The sequence below is a fragment of the Nocardia sp. NPDC059764 genome (genome assembly GCF_042732555.1).
Classification (GTDB): Bacteria; Actinomycetota; Actinomycetes; order Mycobacteriales; family Mycobacteriaceae; genus Nocardia.
Genome location: NZ_JBHWHH010000017.1, coordinates 24,996 through 43,912 on the forward strand (window position 1 = coordinate 24,996; position 18,917 = coordinate 43,912).

15 protein-coding genes are annotated in these 18,917 nt (G+C 67.6%); 8 read left to right on the top strand and 7 right to left on the bottom strand.

The annotated features are described in order from the left end of the window. Positions 1-33: 33 nt before the first annotated feature. From ACFV4K_RS05915 to ACFV4K_RS05930, 4 genes are all read right to left on the bottom strand, one after another. Positions 34-3,615: a phosphotransferase gene (locus tag ACFV4K_RS05915; RefSeq protein WP_379272424.1), complete on the bottom strand. Its 3,582-nt coding sequence runs from the start codon at positions 3,613-3,615 to the stop codon at positions 34-36. A 127-nt stretch (positions 3,616-3,742) separates the two neighbouring features. After that, positions 3,743-3,964, bottom strand: coding sequence for a DUF397 domain-containing protein (locus ACFV4K_RS05920; RefSeq protein ID WP_379272425.1), 222 nt, complete (start codon positions 3,962-3,964; stop codon positions 3,743-3,745). After that, entirely contained in the window at positions 3,942-4,151 is a 210-nt protein-coding gene (locus tag ACFV4K_RS05925) for a DUF397 domain-containing protein (protein WP_379272426.1), read from the bottom strand. Before ACFV4K_RS05925 ends, ACFV4K_RS05920 begins: the two co-directional genes overlap by 23 nt. Beyond that, on the bottom strand, positions 4,148-5,038 hold the full coding sequence (locus ACFV4K_RS05930; RefSeq protein ID WP_379272427.1) for a helix-turn-helix domain-containing protein: 891 nt from the start codon (positions 5,036-5,038) through the stop codon (positions 4,148-4,150). The genes ACFV4K_RS05925 and ACFV4K_RS05930 overlap by 4 nt, the downstream gene beginning before the upstream one ends. A gap of 178 nt (positions 5,039-5,216) precedes the next feature. Between ACFV4K_RS05930 and ACFV4K_RS05935 the strand changes: the two genes are divergently transcribed. Then, on the top strand, positions 5,217-5,606 hold the full coding sequence (locus ACFV4K_RS05935) for a hypothetical protein (RefSeq protein WP_379272429.1): 390 nt from the start codon (positions 5,217-5,219) through the stop codon (positions 5,604-5,606). Further along, entirely contained in the window at positions 5,584-5,898 is a 315-nt protein-coding gene (locus ACFV4K_RS05940; RefSeq protein WP_379272430.1) for a hypothetical protein, read from the top strand. The genes ACFV4K_RS05935 and ACFV4K_RS05940 overlap by 23 nt, the downstream gene beginning before the upstream one ends. Positions 5,899-5,941: 43 nt before the next feature. Here ACFV4K_RS05940 and ACFV4K_RS05945 read toward each other — a convergent pair whose 3' ends face one another. Continuing rightward, the gene (locus ACFV4K_RS05945) at positions 5,942-10,417 is read right to left on the bottom strand and encodes a hypothetical protein (RefSeq protein ID WP_379272432.1); all 4,476 of its coding nucleotides are present in this window, start codon (positions 10,415-10,417) and stop codon (positions 5,942-5,944) included. Between the two features lie 112 nt (positions 10,418-10,529). Further along, positions 10,530-12,041, bottom strand: a complete 1,512-nt coding sequence (locus ACFV4K_RS05950) for a sugar transferase (RefSeq protein ID WP_379272433.1) — start codon at positions 12,039-12,041, stop codon at positions 10,530-10,532. 520 nt (positions 12,042-12,561) lie between these two features. Here ACFV4K_RS05950 and ACFV4K_RS05955 point away from each other — a divergent pair. Genes ACFV4K_RS05955 through ACFV4K_RS05970 form a run of 4 tightly spaced genes read left to right on the top strand, consistent with a single transcriptional unit; the run spans position 12,562 to position 16,284 of the window. Then, positions 12,562-13,818, top strand: coding sequence for a methyltransferase domain-containing protein (locus ACFV4K_RS05955; RefSeq protein ID WP_379272459.1), 1,257 nt, complete (start codon positions 12,562-12,564; stop codon positions 13,816-13,818). Between the two features lie 5 nt (positions 13,819-13,823). Next, the gene (locus ACFV4K_RS05960) at positions 13,824-14,606 is read left to right on the top strand and encodes a glucose-1-phosphate cytidylyltransferase (RefSeq protein ID WP_379272435.1); all 783 of its coding nucleotides are present in this window, start codon (positions 13,824-13,826) and stop codon (positions 14,604-14,606) included. Then, the gene (locus ACFV4K_RS05965) at positions 14,603-15,253 is read left to right on the top strand and encodes a PIG-L deacetylase family protein (protein WP_379272436.1); all 651 of its coding nucleotides are present in this window, start codon (positions 14,603-14,605) and stop codon (positions 15,251-15,253) included. The genes ACFV4K_RS05960 and ACFV4K_RS05965 overlap by 4 nt, the downstream gene beginning before the upstream one ends. Before the next feature lie 2 nt (positions 15,254-15,255). Then, complete coding sequence (locus ACFV4K_RS05970; protein WP_379272438.1) at positions 15,256-16,284, top strand: NAD-dependent epimerase/dehydratase family protein; 1,029 nt, start codon at positions 15,256-15,258, stop codon at positions 16,282-16,284. Here the strand turns inward: ACFV4K_RS05970 and rfbC are convergent. Further along, on the bottom strand, positions 16,268-16,837 hold the full coding sequence (gene rfbC / locus ACFV4K_RS05975) for a dTDP-4-dehydrorhamnose 3,5-epimerase (RefSeq protein WP_379272439.1): 570 nt from the start codon (positions 16,835-16,837) through the stop codon (positions 16,268-16,270). The genes ACFV4K_RS05970 and rfbC overlap by 17 nt on opposite strands. Before the next feature lie 14 nt (positions 16,838-16,851). On the opposite strand from rfbC, the gene ACFV4K_RS05980 reads away from it, so the two are divergent. Both ACFV4K_RS05980 and ACFV4K_RS05985 read left to right on the top strand, forming a co-directional pair. Next, positions 16,852-17,973, top strand: coding sequence for a class I SAM-dependent methyltransferase (locus tag ACFV4K_RS05980; RefSeq protein ID WP_379272440.1), 1,122 nt, complete (start codon positions 16,852-16,854; stop codon positions 17,971-17,973). 242 nt (positions 17,974-18,215) lie between these two features. Further along, positions 18,216-18,842, top strand: a complete 627-nt coding sequence (locus ACFV4K_RS05985) for an MspA family porin (protein WP_379272441.1) — start codon at positions 18,216-18,218, stop codon at positions 18,840-18,842. Positions 18,843-18,917: the final 75 nt, after the last annotated feature.

Below are 18,917 nucleotides of genomic sequence, written 5' to 3' on the forward strand. Positions count from 1 at the left end.
TGCGACAGCATATTTCGCGGTACCCGGACACACTTAGAAGGCATTCCACTTCTGCTGGCGGTCGCCATCGCGCATGCTCATGACTCGGTGCCGGAATTCTGCGGCGTGCCTGTCACTGAGGCCGACGAGCTGCATGAGCCAGGTGACCATGGTCAGCTCCCGGATATCGCGCAGGAGCCGGTAGTGGGGGTGCTCGGTGACGTCGTCGCCGTAGATCTCGGTGAACCGCTGATAGTCGGATTCGGCGAGGTCGAAGCGGTCGACGGTCATGGCGATTGTCGTTGTGTCCCACGCCTTCGGGCCGAAGGCGACCACTTCGAAATCACACAGCAGCGGTCCGCCAGGGGTGGGGATGATGTTGCCCTGGTGGGCGTCGCCGTGGATGACGCCGAGGTCGGTGAATTCGAGCGACTGATAGCGGGTGCGCAGGTCTTGGTAGAGGTCGGTGAGGAACGCGACGTCGACGGGGTCGGCGTTCCCGGGGTCGGCGAGGCGGTCGGGGACCGCGGAGAACGGGTCGAACGTCGGCAGTGGGAAGTCCGGTGCCGCTAGGGCGTGGAAGTCCCGCAGCAGCGTGGCGAGATCGTCGATCGTTACGGTGCCTGCGGTGTCGGCGAGGGTCCAGTAGGTGACGATGCGACCGTCCACCCGCACGAGTTGCGGGAGATTCTCAGCGATTCGGACGGCGGGGAAATCGTTGCGGGCCAGCCATCGAGCGACGGCGAGTTCTTTCTCGACCCGCGGAAGCTTGGCATCGCTGCGGGCGATGCGGGCGATGACGCCGGCGGAGGGCAGAGCGTAGATCGCATTCTCACCGATGCGGATGAGGCGGGCGTCGCCGATCGGTAGGCCGGATTCGAGTGCCGCGAGTCGCAGTGCGCGGGTGGCGGATTCGCTGGTGAACGCGGACGACGTGGTGCCGGTCATGGGGTCGAGCGTATCGCTGTCCCACGCCGGGTCCACGGGTTGGAGCCCGAGCGCTGCTCTGCGAGCCGCGATCATGCCACGCCATCGTCCGACAACACTCTCGGTTCCGCCGATCCATCGTGGGCCGGAATGGTCTGGGTCCGATTCGTTGCCGGCGAGGCTGTGCACGATATCGACGAGGTACCGGTATTCACCGTCGCTGGTGGATTCCTCCAAAGAGTCCAGCGCGCTGCGGAGTTCGGGCTGCTCGCCCCGGATGGCGTGGTGGTAGCAGACCGCGAACCGCAGGTAGGCGAGCGCGGAACCGAGCCCTGTACGGGTGTAGGAGTGTTCGAGTTCGGCGGCGTGCCCGGCGATATCGGTATCGCTGCCCGCCGCTTGCAGCAGGACGGCGGTGGAAACCTGCGCTTGGGACCAGGTTTGGTTGAGTCCGTGGAGTAATGCGTTCGCGAGTGCGATCTGACTGGTGGCACGCGCGGGATCGTCGAACGCCGCGGCGAAGGCGAGACCGGCTTGGGCGAGGGCTGCGGGACCGGGCTGATCCTGTTCGAGGGCCACCTGCCGGGCGGTGTGATAGGCGGAGCAGGCGAGGGTGATTTCGCCGTGAACCCACCACAGGTGTCCCAGAGCACGGAAGTAGTGAGTGTCGCGGTCGAGCGCTTCTATGGTGGACAGTGCCTCGGGGAAGTCGCCGAGGTGACGCGCGATATGTGAAAGCCCGCGTAGTGCTTGTCTGGCAAGGGGACTGCTACCGGCGGCGACATGGCGCATGTTGTCCGCGGATTCGCGGTAGAGGCCGAGGTGGCGTTGATTCTCGCCGAGGTAGTAGCGGGTGAGGTCTTCCATGCTCGGAGGCAACCCCGCCATCGACAGCACTGCTGTCAGCTCGTCCACGCTGTCGCGGCGATGTGCCCGTTGTCCGAGGGAGATCGCGTGCAGCGTGCGCGCGATGGCCGCGGCTGCGCCGTCACTGCCCGGAGCGGGAAGCGCGAGAGGTTCCCAGATGGATTCCAGGACATAACGCCAGGCGACTTCGAGTAGCCAGCCGGGTTCGAGGTCGAATTCGCTGCCCAGCCGCAGACCCTGGGTGAGGCACGCCATCAGCTGCCGCCGCGACCGGTAGCCCGAGGCCGCGGGAACCTGGTCACGGAGAGCCGTGAAGGTTGACTGTGCGGCGCGCCGCCAGTCGGCAGGCGACCACCGGTCCTCGGTGGCGGCGTCGGCGGCACGGACGGCAGTGCGGAGCAGCTCATGGAGCCGGTAGGGCCAGGGGGATTCCCGGTTGTAGGTGATGAACGGTCGCTCCACCAGGTTCAGGGCGGCGGAGTCCCGGGCCAGCCGGGATGCGTTGGTGGCCAAGTCGATCGAGAACGCGTCGAGCAGGCTCACCGTCCTGAGGACCGTCCGCTCGTCCGGGGACAGGTCTCGCATGACGCGGGCAACGAGCGCCGGGAAGTCGCGCTGGAATTCTTCTGGCCCCGGGGCCGCGCCCGTGCGGGCGAGGACGTCCTGGAACCGCATCACCGCGAGGTCGAGGTACAGCGGAAGGCCGTAGGAGCGGGCCGCTATCGCCGAACGGACCGCATCGGGAATCACGGGTCGGCCGCCACGGGTGAGGCGAGTGCGCAGATAGTGGTCACGGTCGGAGTCGGAAAGATATCCGACGAGGTGCTGGCGGGGTTCAGCGGCAGCGTCGGGCGCCAGACTGGGCCATCGGTGGCCACCGGTCCAGTCGAGTTGGCCTTCGAGGCTGATGTCGTCCCACTGCAGCCGGTTGCGACCGGTGATGATGAACAGGGCGTTCGGCATCAACCACACCATCCGCTGATACAGCTTCTCCACGTCCCGGTGCCCGCGCTCGGTGATGTCCTCGAAGGTGTCGAGCATGATCACCGGTGTCGCCGCATGTTTCGCGGGAATCTGCGAGAGGTCCCAGGCGAGCAGGTGTGGAAAGTAGGACAGCGTGTCGATGTCCTGCGGTGCGTCGAGGAGGTCCGGTAGCCGGGTGCACCGCGACAGTGCGCGGACTTTGTCGTGACGTTCCCGCAAGGCCTTGGTAAGGCCGGTGACGAATCCGAGTACGGTCGCGCCAACCGCACTGGGCATCTCGACGGCACCCGACAGGTCTTCCATCACCGCGCGGAGATCCTCGGGGACGGCTGCCTTCTCCGAAAGCCGGCGCAGCAACCCGTGCCGTCGCAGGTAGCCTTCGAGCGATTCGCTCGGGTGGTTGACTTCCCAATAGCAGCGCAGGGCGATGTCGAAGGCCCGCAGCGGACACCCCAGCTTTCCCAACGCCAGCCGGACCGCCAGCAATGCGTCTTCGAACCCGACGCCGCCTTGACGTGCGAGGTCGATGCGGACCGGCAGCACGCGCCCGACCTGGTCAGGGATGGGCGACCAGAAGGTCTCCGCGCCATGGGAACCGGTGACGCCGAGATGAGTTTCGAGGCGTCGGGAGAAGGTGGTCTTCCCGATGCCGCCCACGCCGTAGAACACCAGTACATTCCGGCGCGGGGACGAGAAATCATCGACTCGACAGCGACCGGCCTGTTGATCGTTGACATGGGTGACGAGACTCTCGGCCACCGCGGACCATTCGTCGTGGCGATTGGTGAACACGTCAACGGCGGCGATGTCGTCACCACCGGAGCTGAACAGCGACCGCAGATCAGACGAGCCCGACACCCTGCACCCCCTGCCGACGGCGATCGCGTACCGACGCCTGTCGTAGGACCCCGACTATACGGCAGCAGGGCAGCTCTCCACGATCCAATTCTCGTTCAGGAGAACAGCATTCACGATCAACGATCCTTCACTCCGAACCGTCGAGCGCACCGCCGATCACGCCGGCCGTGAAGGCGACCCACTCACCGGATTCGAACACAAGGGCCGGGCCGGTTGGGTTCTTGGAGTCACGAACTCCGACCCGGCCCGCGGAAAGGAATGCGACCTCCACACACTGGGAACCGGTTTCGCTGTAACTGCTCTTGAACCAGTGTCCCTCGGTCGAATCAACGGTCACGATCGAGCTCACCGCCGATCACCCCGGCCGTGAAGGCCTCCCACTCGCAGGGAGCGAACACCAGTGCGGGGCCGGCCGGGTTCTTCGAGTCGCGTAGTCCGACTCTGCCTTCCGGGAGCCAGGCAACCTCGACGCAGTCGGTCTGGCCGCTGCTGTGGGTGCTCTTGAACCACTGTGCTCCGGTCAGGTCGGGCTTCATGCCGTGTAGCTCCTTGCTACCCGCCGTAGCAGGTCTCGGGTCTTCGCCTCGGTCAATGCCGTTTCCCTTATGAGCGAAGCGATTTCATGGTAGCGCCGTACATCATCGCGGTTCTCCATGTAGATATCCGGCTTCCCTGAACCCTCGAGGTAGACGAGTGGCGGTTCGATCGGTCGAGACTTGGCATCGAACCCGAACTCCAGAATGACGAACGGGCCGTGGAGCAGCCCTCGACTGCATCCTGCGGCGAACGGCTGCACGCGCAGCGAAACGTTCGGCAGCTTCCCGAGTTCCGCCAGGTGATGCAGTTGGGCTGACATCACGTGCGGGCCGCCGACCATCCGGTGCAAAGCCGATTCGTGCAGGAGCAGTTCGAGCTTCACCGGGTCGGCTCTTCGGGTGATGATCGCCTGCCGCTTCAGACGCAACTCGACTCGGCGCTCGATGTCCTCGTTGCTGCTGCCGTGATAGAACGCAGTGATCAGGCAGCGGGCATAGTCCCCGGTCTGGAGCAGGCCGAGAACTATCTCGTGGTAGGCGATCAGTTGCCGCGCCGCGGCAGCCAAGCCGACATACATGTTGAAGGTCGTATCGCTGTAGAGCCCACCGAACGCCGTGTACCAGGATGCGACCTGGGACTGTTTGGCCAGTTCTATGGCGCGGTCGGTATCAGCCGGTGTTACCTCGTACAGCTCGCAGAGGGCTCCGATATCGCGGATACGGAGCTTCTTCACCCCACCGGTCTCGATGCGGTGCAAGGCGGTCTTGCTCAACTCCACCAGCTGTGCAGCCCGATCCATCGATAGCCCACGGCTGTCGCGAGCCTCGCGCAGAAACCGGCCCAACTGCCGTCTGGGCAAAGTCGAAGGTTCATCGTCGCTGGTCATGTCTGCATCCTGACGTTTCGGAACGAACCACACGTCATTGCGGAACAGACAGTACGCCGAGCACGGACTGCGCCCTGGCGCTTTGGAGCAACGTGATCGGAACGTCCGAATTTTGGGTTCCTGCACGGGGTTCCGGTGATGTGCTGGCACGACAGCGATGACACGGAGGCAGGTGACTATGTCCAGCAACAACCAGTGGTCGGTGCAGGCGATCATCGACCGGATCGAACGCGAGAAGCGGCAGACCGCGGCGAGCGAGCAAGCGATCGAGGAGCCCGCGGTGGCGAGGTATTCGGTGCGCGGGTTGTGGTCGTGCTACTCCGATCCCGGCAAACTGACTGCCACACAGGCGCATACGGCGATGCAGCTACACCTCGGGTGTGGAATTGACACGTGTCTGGTGCGCTCGCGGGCACGAGATGCCCTCGTGGCGGCGGGACGGATGGTGCTCGACAAACGGGCCGTTCGGTCCCCTGCCGAGGCGAGGCGCTCGTTGTCGATGATCGTGCGAGCGGCGATAGTGGGCTGCAGTGCACTGTTTTTGGGTGGTCACCATGTCTTGCGATGACTTCGATGCGATCGAGATACAGGTCATCCAGGATGTGCTCGACATTGTCGAGGCACGGCTGCGTGAAAGTGAACGGTGCGGCCGGCGGTTGACCGTGCCACGGTCGCGGGTTCATGCCGCGGTGCTGCACGCCGTGATCGCCAGCGCGCGGGAGTCCCACGGATGCCGCGCCACACTCGACCGTGCCGGGATTCTCGACGCGATTTTCGACGGTGTCGAGTCCTCGCCTGCGACGACCGCCACGGACCCGGTCGACTCAGCCATTGAGCGGCACATGGTCAATACGAACTGACCGTTCGTCGAGCGGACCGTCTCTGGTTGGCGCTGTTCGACGTTCAGGGATTGGTGACGCGTTCCAGCGAGTCCAGGCGAAGGGCCTCGTCGGTGATGCCGACCAGGAGGACCGGGTCGAAGCGGGCGACGGTGTCCAGGACCGAGGACCAAGGGGCGACGCTCCAGGCTTCGGCGAGGAGGCGGCGGATGCGGCGGCGGGCGAAGCCCTGGGTGGCGGGCGGTACGGCGGGGTAGGTGCGGACCAGGGTGTCGGCGATGTGGGTGAGGAGGTGGCCGCGGATTTCGCGGGTGGTGCCGCGGGCGAGGTCGACGGCTTGGTCGAGGGCGCCGATCGCGAGGGCGGCGTCGACCAGGCGGGCGGCCGCGCGGTCGCGGGTCTCGGCCGGGGGGAGTTGGGAGAGGAGTTCGGTGGCGGATGCCAGCGCGGTCTTCGAGCGTTCCGATCGGTCTCCGTCGGCGAGCGCCGGGATCACCTGTGCCATGGCGTGGATTCGCTCTCCGGTCACCGGGATCGAGTGGCGGCGGGTGAGCACGTTGGGTTCGCGGCCCGCTTTCACCTGGGCGGCCAGGATTTCTCGGTAGGCGATGGATCGGGCGAGGTCGTCGGTGAGTCGTTCGGCGACCTCCAGCGCTCGGTCCACCGCGCCCGCGCGGGCGGTCGAGCCGGCGAGCATCGCCAGCACGCGTTCTTCGCCGAGCGGGGTCATCCATCGGGTCGCCAGGAGTCTGGTCACCGCGTCGGTATCGCCGACGGCCGCCGAGAACAGGGCGCTGACCACACGATTCGTCAGCAGGTCGGGTGAATCGCGTGCGGTGGCGGTTCTTTCGGCCTCGTCGCGGACTCGGGCGGCGACCAAGGCGGCGAGCTCGCCGCTGCCGTCCTCGACGACGGTTCGCAGCGCGATCGCGATCTGCTCGGCATCGTCGAGCAGCTCCGCGACGGTGGCGGGTTCACTCCAGATCGCCGCGCCCGCACGGATTCGCGAGGTCAGCCACACGGGGAGCAGGGTGATCCCGTCGATCAGCTCGCGGGCCATTTCGAGCTGTCCGGTGTCGGCGAGCAGCACCGCGAGGCCGCCCAGCCCCGGAGCCAGACCGTCGACCGGATCGAGCGAGCCGTGATACATCACGACGAGGTGGTCGGTCAGATCGCGTACCCGCTCGACCGCCGCATCGTCCAGGAGCGCGCGAACGAGCGCGGCCAGCGGCGTACTCGGCTCGGAAGCCGCGGTGCCGCCGAGCCAGTCGGTGGCGAAGACCGTGGTGAGGAATGACCGGTCGGTCCGCGGGTAGCCGCCGTTCGGCAGCGTGGTGCCGACGCGCATGGCGCTCATCGCTCGTTCAAGGAAGACGCTTCTGCTGGTTGCGGATTCGGATGACCGCGTCGCGAGATAGGTGAAGGCGAGGATCCGGTGGTCGTCGCCGTCGATCCGGTCGGCGATCGCGACAGCGCGGGTCATCTCGCCCGCGACGGCCAGCGCCCGCGTCATCGTGTACCGGACCAGGTCGCGTTCGCGCGGGTCGATGCTCTGGTACGCGCGGAGTTCGATCTCGGTGACGAGCCGCCGGGCATCGGCCGTCCGATCCGCCGCGAGCAGGGCGGTCAGCGCGCGGACAGCCACCTCGAGTCCGCCTGTCCCCCGGGTGAATCGGCGGGCCAGCGCGACCACGCGATCAGCTTCCCCCAGCGCGACGAGGCACTCGGCCAGCTGTACGACCGCGGCCTCGATATGACCCCACGGGTAGTCGGAGATGCCGCTGATCGCGTCGTTGAACGCGGTATCGAACCCGGTGTCCGACGCCTCCAACTGGGCGAGCCAGTCCTCGATGTCGATCAGCACGGCGTCGGTCTCCGCGCGCAGCACCTCGCAGAATCCGGCCGCGACGAGATCGTCGGCGATGGCGGCCAGCACGTGCGATCGGACCACCTTGCTGCTGATCAGCGTGAGCTCCGACCGGATCGACCGCACGTGCGGGGCAGCCGATTCGGTGTCGCCCCGCGAGACGAACGAACGGGCGATCGCAGCCAGGGCGACCACCCGCACCCCGACGGATTCGGTGGCGCCGCTCAGCTCTTCGACGCGGTCGTGATCGTCGAGCGCCGCGTAGGCGCGCACCGCGGGACGCAAGACCTCGTCGCGTTCCGCGGTGCGCGCCCACACCACGTGGCGGTCGATCTCGGTCTTCGCGGCCTCGATCGCCTCGTGAGAGCCGATCGACCGCCAGGCCGGAATCAGTCGCGCGAGCACCCGAACCCGTTCCACGGGTGTGGTGATCTCGTCGGCCAGCAGTTCGGCGCTCTCGATATCGGGGACGGCGATGAGGGCGTCGACCAGGCGAGCGAGGTCCGCGTCGCGCACGACGGAGGTCTCCGACTCCCGCAGCGAGTCGATCACGGCCCGATTGTGTGGCGGATCGTCGCGGAGAAACTGAGTCGAGGCGACCCCGATCCGGGCGCGCAGGCGGCGGTGCGGGTCCAGCAGTCCGTCCGCCAGGCTCCGCGCCCGCACGAGTTCACCCATCTCGGCCAGTGCCGCAGGCAATTTCGCGGGAATGTCGCGTCCGCGCCGGGTCAGCCGGTGCCGCCGCAGGGCGAGATCGCCGACCGCGACCAGGTCCGGATCCCGCTGCTCGAGCCAGACACCCGACACGGTCGCGATCTCGGTTCGCGCGATCTGGTCGCTGCCGGACAGCAGTAGGAGCCGATCGTGGCGCGCGGTGTCGAGGGCGAGTTCGGTCATCCGCACCATGTCGCCGTGCCTGCGCAGCATCGAGAAGTATCGCGTCAGCAGATAGGTCGGCGTCTCCACCGGCCACCCGCGGTCGCGGAAGCGGTCGGCCCAGGCGTGGAATCGGTTTCGGTATTCCGCGAGCAGCGCGCGGCCCAGCGTCGCTTCGGCCTCGCGTTGCAGGGTCTCGTGTGCGAGCAGGTACACGTGGTCGGCCCCGAACCGGCTGGTCCGGACCCGGAAGGTGCGGCCGGTGACGCCCGAGAGAATGGTCTCGATGCGGAACGGCGGCCACCCGGTCAGATCCTCGAGCTCGGCGCGGGTCAGCCCGCGCGCGGCCGTCACCAGTCCGAGAATCTGCTGGTCCGCGTCGGAGCGTTCCAGAATCCCCCGCAGTTCCAGCTGCGCGGCGTCGCGGATGTCGAAGGCTTTGGCCGACGGTCCGAGTTCGCGGCGGCGGCAGTGCCGGAGCGGATGGTTGGCGGGAACATCCAGCGGGAGTCCGGGATTCGGCCGCCCGGAGACCAGGACCCGCAGGCCGGGTCCGGGATTCTTCGGCAGCAGCGAGGCGATGCTGGTCCGCCCGCGATCCTCGTCGAGCCCGTCGACCAGCAGCACGATCCGATGCCCGAGCTCCGCGGCCCGTTCGCCGGCCAGCGCGAGCATGTGGCGGCGCAGCCCGTCCCGGCTCCCGGTCGCGCTGGCCACGGTGGCGGCCTGATCCGGTAGCAGGGCCGAGAGCTGTTCCAGCACAGCGTCGGTGAACGCCCGATGATCGTCCTGGTCGGCCATGCGCGAGGTGATGAAGAAGGCCACCACCCGCACCCGCGGCGGCGGGTTCAGGGCGAACCAGGACATCAAGGCCGTCTTGCCCGCCCACGGTCCGGCCCGCCACCACAGGTACGTCTCGTCGCCGGTGCAGAAGTCGGCGAGCTCGGTCAACTCCGCGTCGCGATCGGACAGGCCCTCCGCGGGCGCGATGTCGCGGATCGTCGCCCGATATGGGGTATCGCCGATACCGGGCAGCGCGGCGGGTTCGGTGCGACCGGTCCATGCGGCGTTGGCGGCCAAGGCGATTCGTCCCGCTGTGCCCCGTTCCAGCGCTTTCGGTTTCGGCATGTTGGCGGCGGGCAACCGCGTGCGAAGCTCGCGAAACAGGACGGTCATGGTGAGGTACCGGTCGGCCGTCGGCACCCCGGCGCGCAGGGTGTCGAGCATCATGCCGGTGAAGGCGGTGCGGCCGCCTCCCCCGGTGGCCCGCGCGAATTTGGTCTTCTCGTCGGTGGCGGTGAGGACGAACGCGCCGTCGATATCGGTGGCCTCCCGCAGCGGCTCGCCTTCCCCGGCGAGAACGTCACGGCCGAAGGCTCTTCCGCTGTGGCAACAGTCGAGAATCACGACGACGGGGCCGCGCGCGTTGGACTTGATCCGCGACCGCAGCACCGGATACGGCAGGGCGGTGACATCGGCGTCGGCCGAGCGCGAACCCGTGTGGGTCAGATGCAACTGGTTGTCGACCGCGACCCCGTGGCCGACGTAGTAGACGAGCAGCAGCCCGGTCGCGGCGCGAGCGGCGGCGGTGACCCGGGCCGCGATGGTCGTACTGTCCCCCGGATCGAGAACCACATCGATGTGATCCGCGGGCAGTCCTGTTTCACCGCGCAGGAATTCGGCGAAGTCGAGCAGGCTGCGCTCCACTTCGGGGAAGGACTCGAAGCCCGAATCCGGGGCGTAGCGCACGGTTCCGATGAGGATCGCGCGCGCGGCTTCCGGATCTGGAAGCGTCATCCTCCCCTGTCCTTCCCCCGAACGTCACTGTTCCAGAGAGTCTGCCACGGGTTGCAGACGAAAGGCGCGCACCGCTGGATGCGATGCGCGCCTTATATATCGGTCGCTTGCTTCAGTACGCGCCCTCGCCGCGGGTCACCGCGCCGATCGTCTTCGCGATCAGCAGCAGATCCAGCACCATGGACCAGTTCTCGACATAGGACAGGTCCAGGCGCATGGCGTCCTCGGGGGTGAGGTCGGAGCGCCCGCTCACCTGCCACAGCCCGGTGACGCCCGGCTTCACCAGCAGACGCCGTCGCATGACGCCGTCATAGGAGTCCACCTCCCGCTGCACCTGCGGCCGGGGGCCCACGATGCTCATCTCACCGCGCAGCACATTGAAGAACTGCGGCAGTTCGTCGAGGGAGTACTTGCGGATCACCTTGCCGATGGTGGTGACGCGCGGATCGTCGCGGACCTTGAAGAACAGCGGATTGCCGCCATTGCTGTCGATGAGCGCGTTGATGTGCGATTCGGCGTCGACGTACATGCTGCGGAACTTGATCATCCGGAACGGTTGCCCGTCCCGGCCGATCCGCTCGGACAGGTAGAAGATCGGGCCCCGGCTGGACAGTTTCACCGCGAGCGCGATCAAGGCCAGCGCGGGGGCGATGGCCAGCACGGCGGCGACGGCGAAGCAGAAGTCGAACACGCCCTTGCGAATCGACTTCGCCCGGTCGTATTGCGGCTTCTCCACGTGCAGCATCGGCATGGACGCGACCACCCGGTGGGTGAGCCGGGTGCCCGCGATGTCGACCAGTCCGGGCGTGACGATCAGCTCGGCCCCGAGTTCGTCGAGTTCCCATGCCATGCGGCGGAAGTCGGCGGGCCCGAGATTGTCCGTGGCGGTCACCGCGACGGTGTCCGCCCCGGTGCGCCGCACGGCGTCGATGACATCGTGATCGCCCGCGACCACGGGGACTTCCCGGCCGCCGACCTCGAGCACCGATTCCGCCAGCTGCCCCTCGGCGCGGGTGCAGACCCCGATCACCTGATAGCCGGAGTCACGGTCCAGGGAGAAGGCCGATACCATCGCTCGCGCCGCCTCGGGACTGCCGACCACCAGCATGGCGGTGCGGTAGGCGCCGCGAGCGCGCCGGCCCGCGACCCAGCGCCGCCAGATCCGCCGTTCCACCATGAGCAACACCATGCCGAGCGGCAGGGCGATGGCGAGGTACCCGCGAGCGATATCCACGCGCAGCAGTAGCGAAACAATAGCGATTCCGCCGAAGAGCTTGAGTGACGCGGACACCACGCGCCGGTATTCCTCTGTGCCACAGCCGATCACGCGCGGCGAGCGGGTTCCGCTGAGGGCCAGCGTCACCGACCAGGCCAGCGCCAGCACGGCGGACACCATGGTGTAGCGAACCTCGAGCGGTAGTTGGGACGCCAACGGGGGCTCCGCACCGGATCCGCCGAAACGAATCCACTGGGCGAAACCGACGGATAGGATTAATACGCAAAGATCGCTGATAAATAGCCGACTGGCGTAATCTGCTTGCCAGCGTTCACGATCCGAGCGCGGCTCGGGACGCGGCGGCCGGTGCACGCGCACGGCGCGACCGGCAGAGATTTCATAAGACATGAAACGAACGCACCTCCCCCACGGGAGAACTCGGTTCCGATCCCCGCTGATCAGTTCCACGACCAGGCTGACGCCGGTTTCCCAAGGGCTTTCAGACCATGACAACCGATGATGCCGCCGAGTCTTTCGGCGGCCAGAAGGCGAATGTTACACACACCGGATGTCATACACCCTCAATCTCTTACGGCCTCAACGTTTCCGGAAAGTAACGGATAGGAACCTGACCGGTTCCCCCCATCCATCCCCCCATTTCCCCTATTCGCAAAATCGCAGGTTGAACTACGCAAGCCACACCGTGTGAGCTGGTCGAAACCCTTGTGGCGCAGGGCTCGACGGTTTGCCGACCGGACGCCCGGTTCTGCGGGTCGCAAATTTACAGTTGTTTTGGCACTATCCGTCCGTCGTCGAGCCCGCGGGCACCTCGCAATCCTGTTGTAACGTAAGGCCGTACCGAGCCGACCCACTGGTCATCCGGTGCTGCGCGGGCAGCCTGGACTCGGTGAAAGATGGGGAAAACTTCGTGCAATGCCGTCTTTGCGATTCGAATCGATTGCTCAGCGTTCTTGATCTAGGCGCCACGCCGCCCTGCGAGAAATTTCTCACCGCCGACGAGCTGGACCTGCCCGAAGCGACATATCCGCTGCACCTGCGGCTCTGCGAAAACTGTCTGCTGCTACAGATTCCGGCGCTGATCACCCCGGAAGAGACATTCACCGAATACGCCTACTTTTCATCGTTTTCCGACAGCTGGGTCCGGCACGCAAAACTCTTCGTGGACCAGGCAATCGAACAGCTAAAACTGAACGGAAATTGTTTCATAATTGAGGTGGCGAGCAACGACGGCTATCTCCTGCAGCACGCGGTGGCCGCCGGCATCCCGTGCCTGGGCATCGAGCCATCGGTGAATGTCGGTGCGGCAGCACGGAACAAAGGCGTACCAACCAAAACGGGCTTCCTCGACGAGGAGCTGGCCGCCCGCGTGGTGGCCGAGCGCGGACCGGCGAATCTGGTGGTGGCCAATAATGTCTATGCCCATATCCCGGATCTGCTCGGCTTCACCCGCTCGCTGCGCGCGCTCATGGCCGACGACGGCTGGCTGTCGATCGAGGTGCACCACGCCCTGAACCTGGTGGCGCTGGCCCAGTTCGACACCATCTATCACGAGCACTTCCAGTACTACACGCTGCTGTCCGCCCAGCGCGCCCTGGCCACCGCCCGGCTCGAGGTGGTCGACTGCGAGCTGATCGGCACACACGGTGGCTCCCTGCGCATCTGGGCTCGACCGCAGGGTGTGGGCACCCCCACCGATCGGGTCGCCGAGGTCCTGCGCCTCGAGGCCGACGCCGGGCTGCACGAGGTCGCCGGCTACCTGGAGCTGCGCCCCGACACCGAGCGGGTGCGCCAGGATCTGCTGCGATTCCTGTTGGACGCCAAGGCCTCCGGCAAGCGGGTCGTCGGCTACGGAGCCCCCGGCAAGGGCAACACCCTCCTCAACTACTGCGGCATCCGGACCGACCTGCTGGAGTACACGGTCGACCGCAACCCCTACAAGCACGGGCGGTTCACGCCCGGCACCCGCATCCCGATACACGAACCGGAGCGGATCGACGCCGATCGCCCCGATGTGGTGCTGGTGCTGCCGTGGAATCTCGAGCGCGAGATCACCACGCAACTGCGTCACGTCCTCGAGCGGGGCGGCGAGATCATCTACCCGCTCCCCCATCTTCATCATGCGACGCTCGACGACGCCGCCGCATCCACACCTGCCGAAAGGTAAAGCTCGTGAAGGTCGTACTGTTCTGCGGCGGTTACGGCATGCGTATGCGCAACGGAACCGAGGACGTCATCCCCAAGCCCATGCAGATGGTGGGCCCGCGCCCGCTGATCTGGCACGTGATGCGCTACTACGCGCACTTCGGGCACAAGGACTTCGTGCTGTGCCTGGGCTACGGCGCCACCCACATCAAGAACTTCTTCCTCACCTATCAGGAGTCGGTGTCCAACGACTTCGTCATCCGCGGCGGCAAGGTGGAGCTGCTGCAGTCCGACATCAGCGACTGGACCATCACCTTCGTCGACACCGGGGTGGAGTCGCCGATCGGCGAGCGGCTGCGCCGGGTGCGCGGCCACCTCGAGGGCGAGCCGTACTTCCTGGCCAACTACGCCGACGTGCTGACCGACGCCCCGTTGGACGAGATGATCGGGCAGTTCCAGGATTCCGGGGCGGCCGCGTCGATGATGATCGTGCCGCCGCAGTCCTCCTTCCACTGCGTGGACGTGAACTCCGCGGGTGAGGTCAAGAACATCACCCCGGTCTCGCAGCTGCCGATCTGGGAGAACGGCGGCTACTTCGTGCTGACCCAGGAGGTCTTCGACCACCTGCCGCCCGGCGGGGACCTGGTGGAGGACGCCTGCGGCGCGCTGGCCGGGCAGGGTCGGCTGTTCGGGTATCAGCATCACGGCTTCTGGAAGCCGGCCGACACCTTCAAGGAGCGCGCCGAGCTCGACACCGGATATCAGCAGGGCGATCGCCCGTGGATGGTGTGGGAGCGTCCCGGCGCATGATCGGCTTCGACACCGGCGCGATCACCGAGGTCGCGCTCCTGGCCGCGCATTGCGATGATCTGGCCATCGGAATGGGCGGCACCTTGCTGACGCTGGCGCAGGCGCGGCCCGGTCTTCGGGTGCGGGCGCTGGTGCTGACCGGCGCGGGCACCGAGCGGGCCGAGGAAGAGCATGCCGCGCTCGAATCCTTCTGTCCCGGAGCGGAACTCGACCTCACCATTCTCGATATTCCCGACGGCCACGCCCCCGCGCACTGGGCGCGGGCCAAGCAGGCGGTGGCCGCGCTGGCCCGCGCCGGCGCGGCGCAGGTGGTCTTCGCGCCGCATCGCGGCGACGCCCACCAGGACCACCGGCTGCTGGCCGAGCTGGCCCCCACGGAATTTCGTGACCACCTGGTGCTCGGCTACGAAATACTCAAGTGGGAGAACGACACTCCACAGCCCGCGGTGTTCCATCCGCTCGCCGAGGGGCTGGCCGAGACCAAGGCCGCCCTGTTGCTGAAACACTATCCCTCGCAACACAATCGGGACTGGTTCGATGAGCAGTCCTTCCTGGCCCTCTCGCGGCTGCGCGGGGTGCAGTGCCGCGCCCGGCACGCCGAGGCATTTCTGCTCGAGAAGGCCGTCATCACTTTCGGAGGTGCGTAGTCATGCGGGTGCTCGTCACCGGACATCAGGGGTATCTGGGGACGGTCATGGTGCCGTTCCTACAGCGGGCCGGGCACGATGTGACCGGTTTGGACATCGGCTATTTCGCGGACTGCGTGCTGGGCGACGCTCCGCCCCCGCCGCCCGCCCTCGCGGTGGATCTGCGCGAGGTGACCGTCGATCAGCTCGCCGGGTTCGACGCGGTGGTCCATCTGGCGGCACTGTCGAACGACCCGCTGGGCGCGCTGGCGCCCCGGATCACCTACGACATCAACCATCACGCGTCGGTGCGGCTGGCCCGGTTGGCCAAGGAGGCCGGGGTGCGCCGGTTCCTCTACGCCTCCACGTGTTCGGTGTACGGCGCGGCCGGTGCCGGCCTGGTGACCGAGGACGCGCCGCTGCGTCCGCTCACCCCGTACGCCGAGTCCAAGGTGCGGGTCGAGGACGATGTGGCCGCCATCGCCGACTCCGGCTTCTCGCCGGTGTTCCTGCGCAATGCCACCGCGTTCGGCTTCTCGCCGCGGCTGCGCGCCGACATCGTGCTCAACAACCTGGTCGGGTACGCGGTGCTGACCGGCGAGGTGAAGGTGCTCTCCGACGGCACGCCGTGGCGGCCGCTGGTGCACGCGCAGGACATCGCGCTCGCCTTCGCCACCTGCCTGGACGCCCCGATCGAGGCCGTGCACTGCCGCGCCTACAACGTGGGGACCGAGACGAACAATCTGACGGTCGCGGAGATCGCGCGGGCGGTGGTCGACGTGGTCCCGGAGTCCACGCTGGCCATCACCGGCGAGAGCGGCGCGGATCCGCGCTCCTACCGCGTCGACTTCGGGTACGCCCGTAAGGAACTGGGCTTCGAGGCGCGCTGGAGCATTCCCGACGGCGCGGCCGAGCTGTATCGCGAGTACACCGCGCGCGGGCTCACCTCGGAGGCCTTCTTCCAGCGCTTCACGCGCCTGGCGCACCTGACGTCGCTGCAGGAGGCCGGGGTGCTCGACGGCGAACTGCGCCGGATCAGGACCGGGGTGTGAGCTGATGGGCGGCGAGCAACTCGCGCCACGATCCCGCACCCGCGTCCCGCTCCGACACCACCGTGACCGACTGCGGCCAGGCGATGGCCAGGTCGGGATCGTCGTAGGCGACACCCAGGTCCTCGGCCGGGTCGTGCGGGCGGTCGATGCGATAGCAGACGTCGGCGACCTCGGTGAGGGCCTGGAAGCCGTGCAGGAAGCCCGGCGGCACGTAGAGGTGCCGGAAGTCGTCGTCGTCCAGCCGGAAGGCCTGCTGCACACCGAAGGTCGGCGACTCGGGCCGGATGTCGACGAGCACGTCGTGCACGGCGCCGTGCGCGCACCGCACCAGCTTGGCCTCACCGCGGCCGGAGCGCCCGTGCATTCCGCGCACCACACCCCGGCGCGAGCGCGACTGGGAGTCCTGCACGAAGCTCGCGGCCAGGCCCGGCCGGCCCAGGTGCTCGTCGAATTCCTCGGCGTCGAAGGTGCGGGTGAACAGGCCGCGATCGTCGCGGAAGGGTTGCGGGGTCAGCAGCAGGACGTCGGCGAGGTCGGTCGCTTCGATACGCACCAGGCCATGCTGCCATGAGCGGGACGGCGGCGGAGGCCGTGCGGACGGAGCCGGGCCGGAGGTGCCGCGGCTGCGGGCACGGCCCCCTGGTCCGGGTGCTCGATCTCGGGAAAATGCCTGCGGCGGACGACTTTCCGAGTCTGGAATCGATATCCGGCGGCGACGAGGCGGCGCATCCGCTGGCCATGGACCTGTGCGCCGGCTGCGGGCTGGCGCAGCTCGCCGAGGACGACACGGTCACCGCCGAACCGCGCGGCGTGGAGCCGCGGGCGCTGCGGGATCAGGCCGCGGACGCGGTGTCCCGGGTGGCCGCCGGGGGCTGGTTGCCCGGCGGCGGCACCGTGCGCGAGTTCGGCAGCCCGCACGGCGGCAGCTGGCTGCCACTGCTGACCGACCGCGGCTACTCCGTCACCGAGGGCCCCGCCGATGTGGTGATCGACTGCTTCGGCATCATGCACGAACCCGATCAGCGCGCGGCCTTCGCGCGGCGGGCGGCGGCCGTCGCGCCGGGCGGGGTGCTGCTGATGCAGTTCCACTCGCTGCGCGCGATCGTCGAACAGGGGCAGTGGAACGCGTTGCGGCACGGACATTTCGCCTACTACTCGATGGACTCGCTGCGGGCCCTGCTGCGGTCGGCGGGCTTGGCGGCGGTAACGGCGTGGGAGTTCGAGCTCTACGGCGGCACCGTCCTGGTGGCCGCGGTCCACGCCCCCGCCGACGCCGATCCGGCCATCGCCCGGATTCGCGTCGCGGAGGCGGCGGTCGCGGACCCGGCCGTGGTGCGCGGACTCCAGTCGGCCGCCGATGAGCAGGCGCGGGCCCTGCGCGCCTGGCTGGAATCGGAGAACGCTTCCGGCAGCACCGTTTACGCCTACGGGGCGGCCTCCCGCGCGGTCGCCCTGCTCCATCTCGCGGGCGCGCACCGCGGACTGCTCGCCGGGGTGGCCGACGCCTCCCCTGCCAAGCAGGGCCGCCGCATGCCCGGAACCGACGTCCCGATCCTGTCGCCTGCCGAACTCGTTGCGGCGCAGCCAGATCGGGTCCTGCTGACGCTACCGGACCTACTCCCCGAGGTTTCCTCCCGGTGGCCCGAACTCGACGGGAAGTGGGTGATCGACGTGCGTGAATCGCTATGAACCCAGCAACTCTCGTCCGCCGGCTACCTGAGGGGCACCGGCACGCGACTCGTCGGTCCGTGAGCGCGATCATGCGATTGCGGCCGCACGCAGGGTAATCGAGTGGGATAGCCTCAGCGTGGGGTAGATCACCGGCCGAGGGGTACGGGTGGACGTTCACCCGTGCCCTGAGTGCACAGGGGAATCATCAAGCGAGCGTATGTAATTACGCAGCAATACCTGATGAGGGAATGGGAAGTATCATGCGCAACACCAAGTCCGTGCTTTCGCGCACCGCGGCCGTGGCGGTCGCGAGCACCATCGGCGTCGTCCTGAGCGGCGGCGCGTCCGATGCCGCCATCGACGGCAACAATTCCGTCGTCGATCAGCAGGGCCGGACCGTCGAGGCCCTGTCGGTGGACACCCGTATCGATTTCGTGCCGCCCCTCGACGGCAATCCGCTGACCCGCGAGTGGTTCCACAGCGGCAAGGCCTGTTTCAAGGTGGCCCTGCCCTCCGGCGATCCGTGGAGCGGCCACCTCACCATGGGCTACCAGGTGGGTTACCCGGCCACCCTGTCGGGCAAGATCTCGTTCCAGTACCAGACCCCGGGCCTCGAACTCGAGATCGGCGGGGACGGCCCCAAGGTCGACATCTACAACCTGATCCCGACGCTGGGCGTGCAGCTCGATGTCGGTTTCGGCCCGGGCATCCAGTCGGTCGACGTGGCGGGCGGCGATGTCTCCGGGTCCGACGGCTGCATCATGATGTCCGGCTTCCACGGCACCGTGACCGGCGTGCTGGGCACCACCACCATCCGCCCGTTCGTGCGCTTGATCAGCAGCGCCGGCGACACCGTGGTGGCCTACGGCCCGCCGGCCCGCATCTGATTCCCCGGGTCCGGGCGGTCTCGCGCTTCGCGACCGCCCGGGCCCGCGGATCGGAACATGGTGCGGCGCAGCGTT

What these genes read in the sequence shown, in the direction of transcription:
- ACFV4K_RS05965 (WP_379272436.1), top strand. Translation starts at nt 14,603, where the DNA reads ATGATCGGCTTCGACACCGGCGCGATCACCGAGGTCGCGCTCCTGGCC.
- ACFV4K_RS05980 (WP_379272440.1), top strand. Translation starts at nt 16,852, where the DNA reads ATGAGCGGGACGGCGGCGGAGGCCGTGCGGACGGAGCCGGGCCGGAGG.
- ACFV4K_RS05950 (WP_379272433.1), bottom strand. Translation starts at nt 12,041, where the DNA reads ATGTCTTATGAAATCTCTGCCGGTCGCGCCGTGCGCGTGCACCGGCCG.
- ACFV4K_RS05970 (WP_379272438.1), top strand. Translation starts at nt 15,256, where the DNA reads ATGCGGGTGCTCGTCACCGGACATCAGGGGTATCTGGGGACGGTCATG.
- ACFV4K_RS05935 (WP_379272429.1), top strand. Translation starts at nt 5,217, where the DNA reads ATGTCCAGCAACAACCAGTGGTCGGTGCAGGCGATCATCGACCGGATC.
- ACFV4K_RS05985 (WP_379272441.1), top strand. Translation starts at nt 18,216, where the DNA reads ATGCGCAACACCAAGTCCGTGCTTTCGCGCACCGCGGCCGTGGCGGTC.
- ACFV4K_RS05930 (WP_379272427.1), bottom strand. Translation starts at nt 5,038, where the DNA reads ATGACCAGCGACGATGAACCTTCGACTTTGCCCAGACGGCAGTTGGGC.
- ACFV4K_RS05925 (WP_379272426.1), bottom strand. Translation starts at nt 4,151, where the DNA reads ATGAAGCCCGACCTGACCGGAGCACAGTGGTTCAAGAGCACCCACAGC.
- ACFV4K_RS05945 (WP_379272432.1), bottom strand. Translation starts at nt 10,417, where the DNA reads ATGACGCTTCCAGATCCGGAAGCCGCGCGCGCGATCCTCATCGGAACC.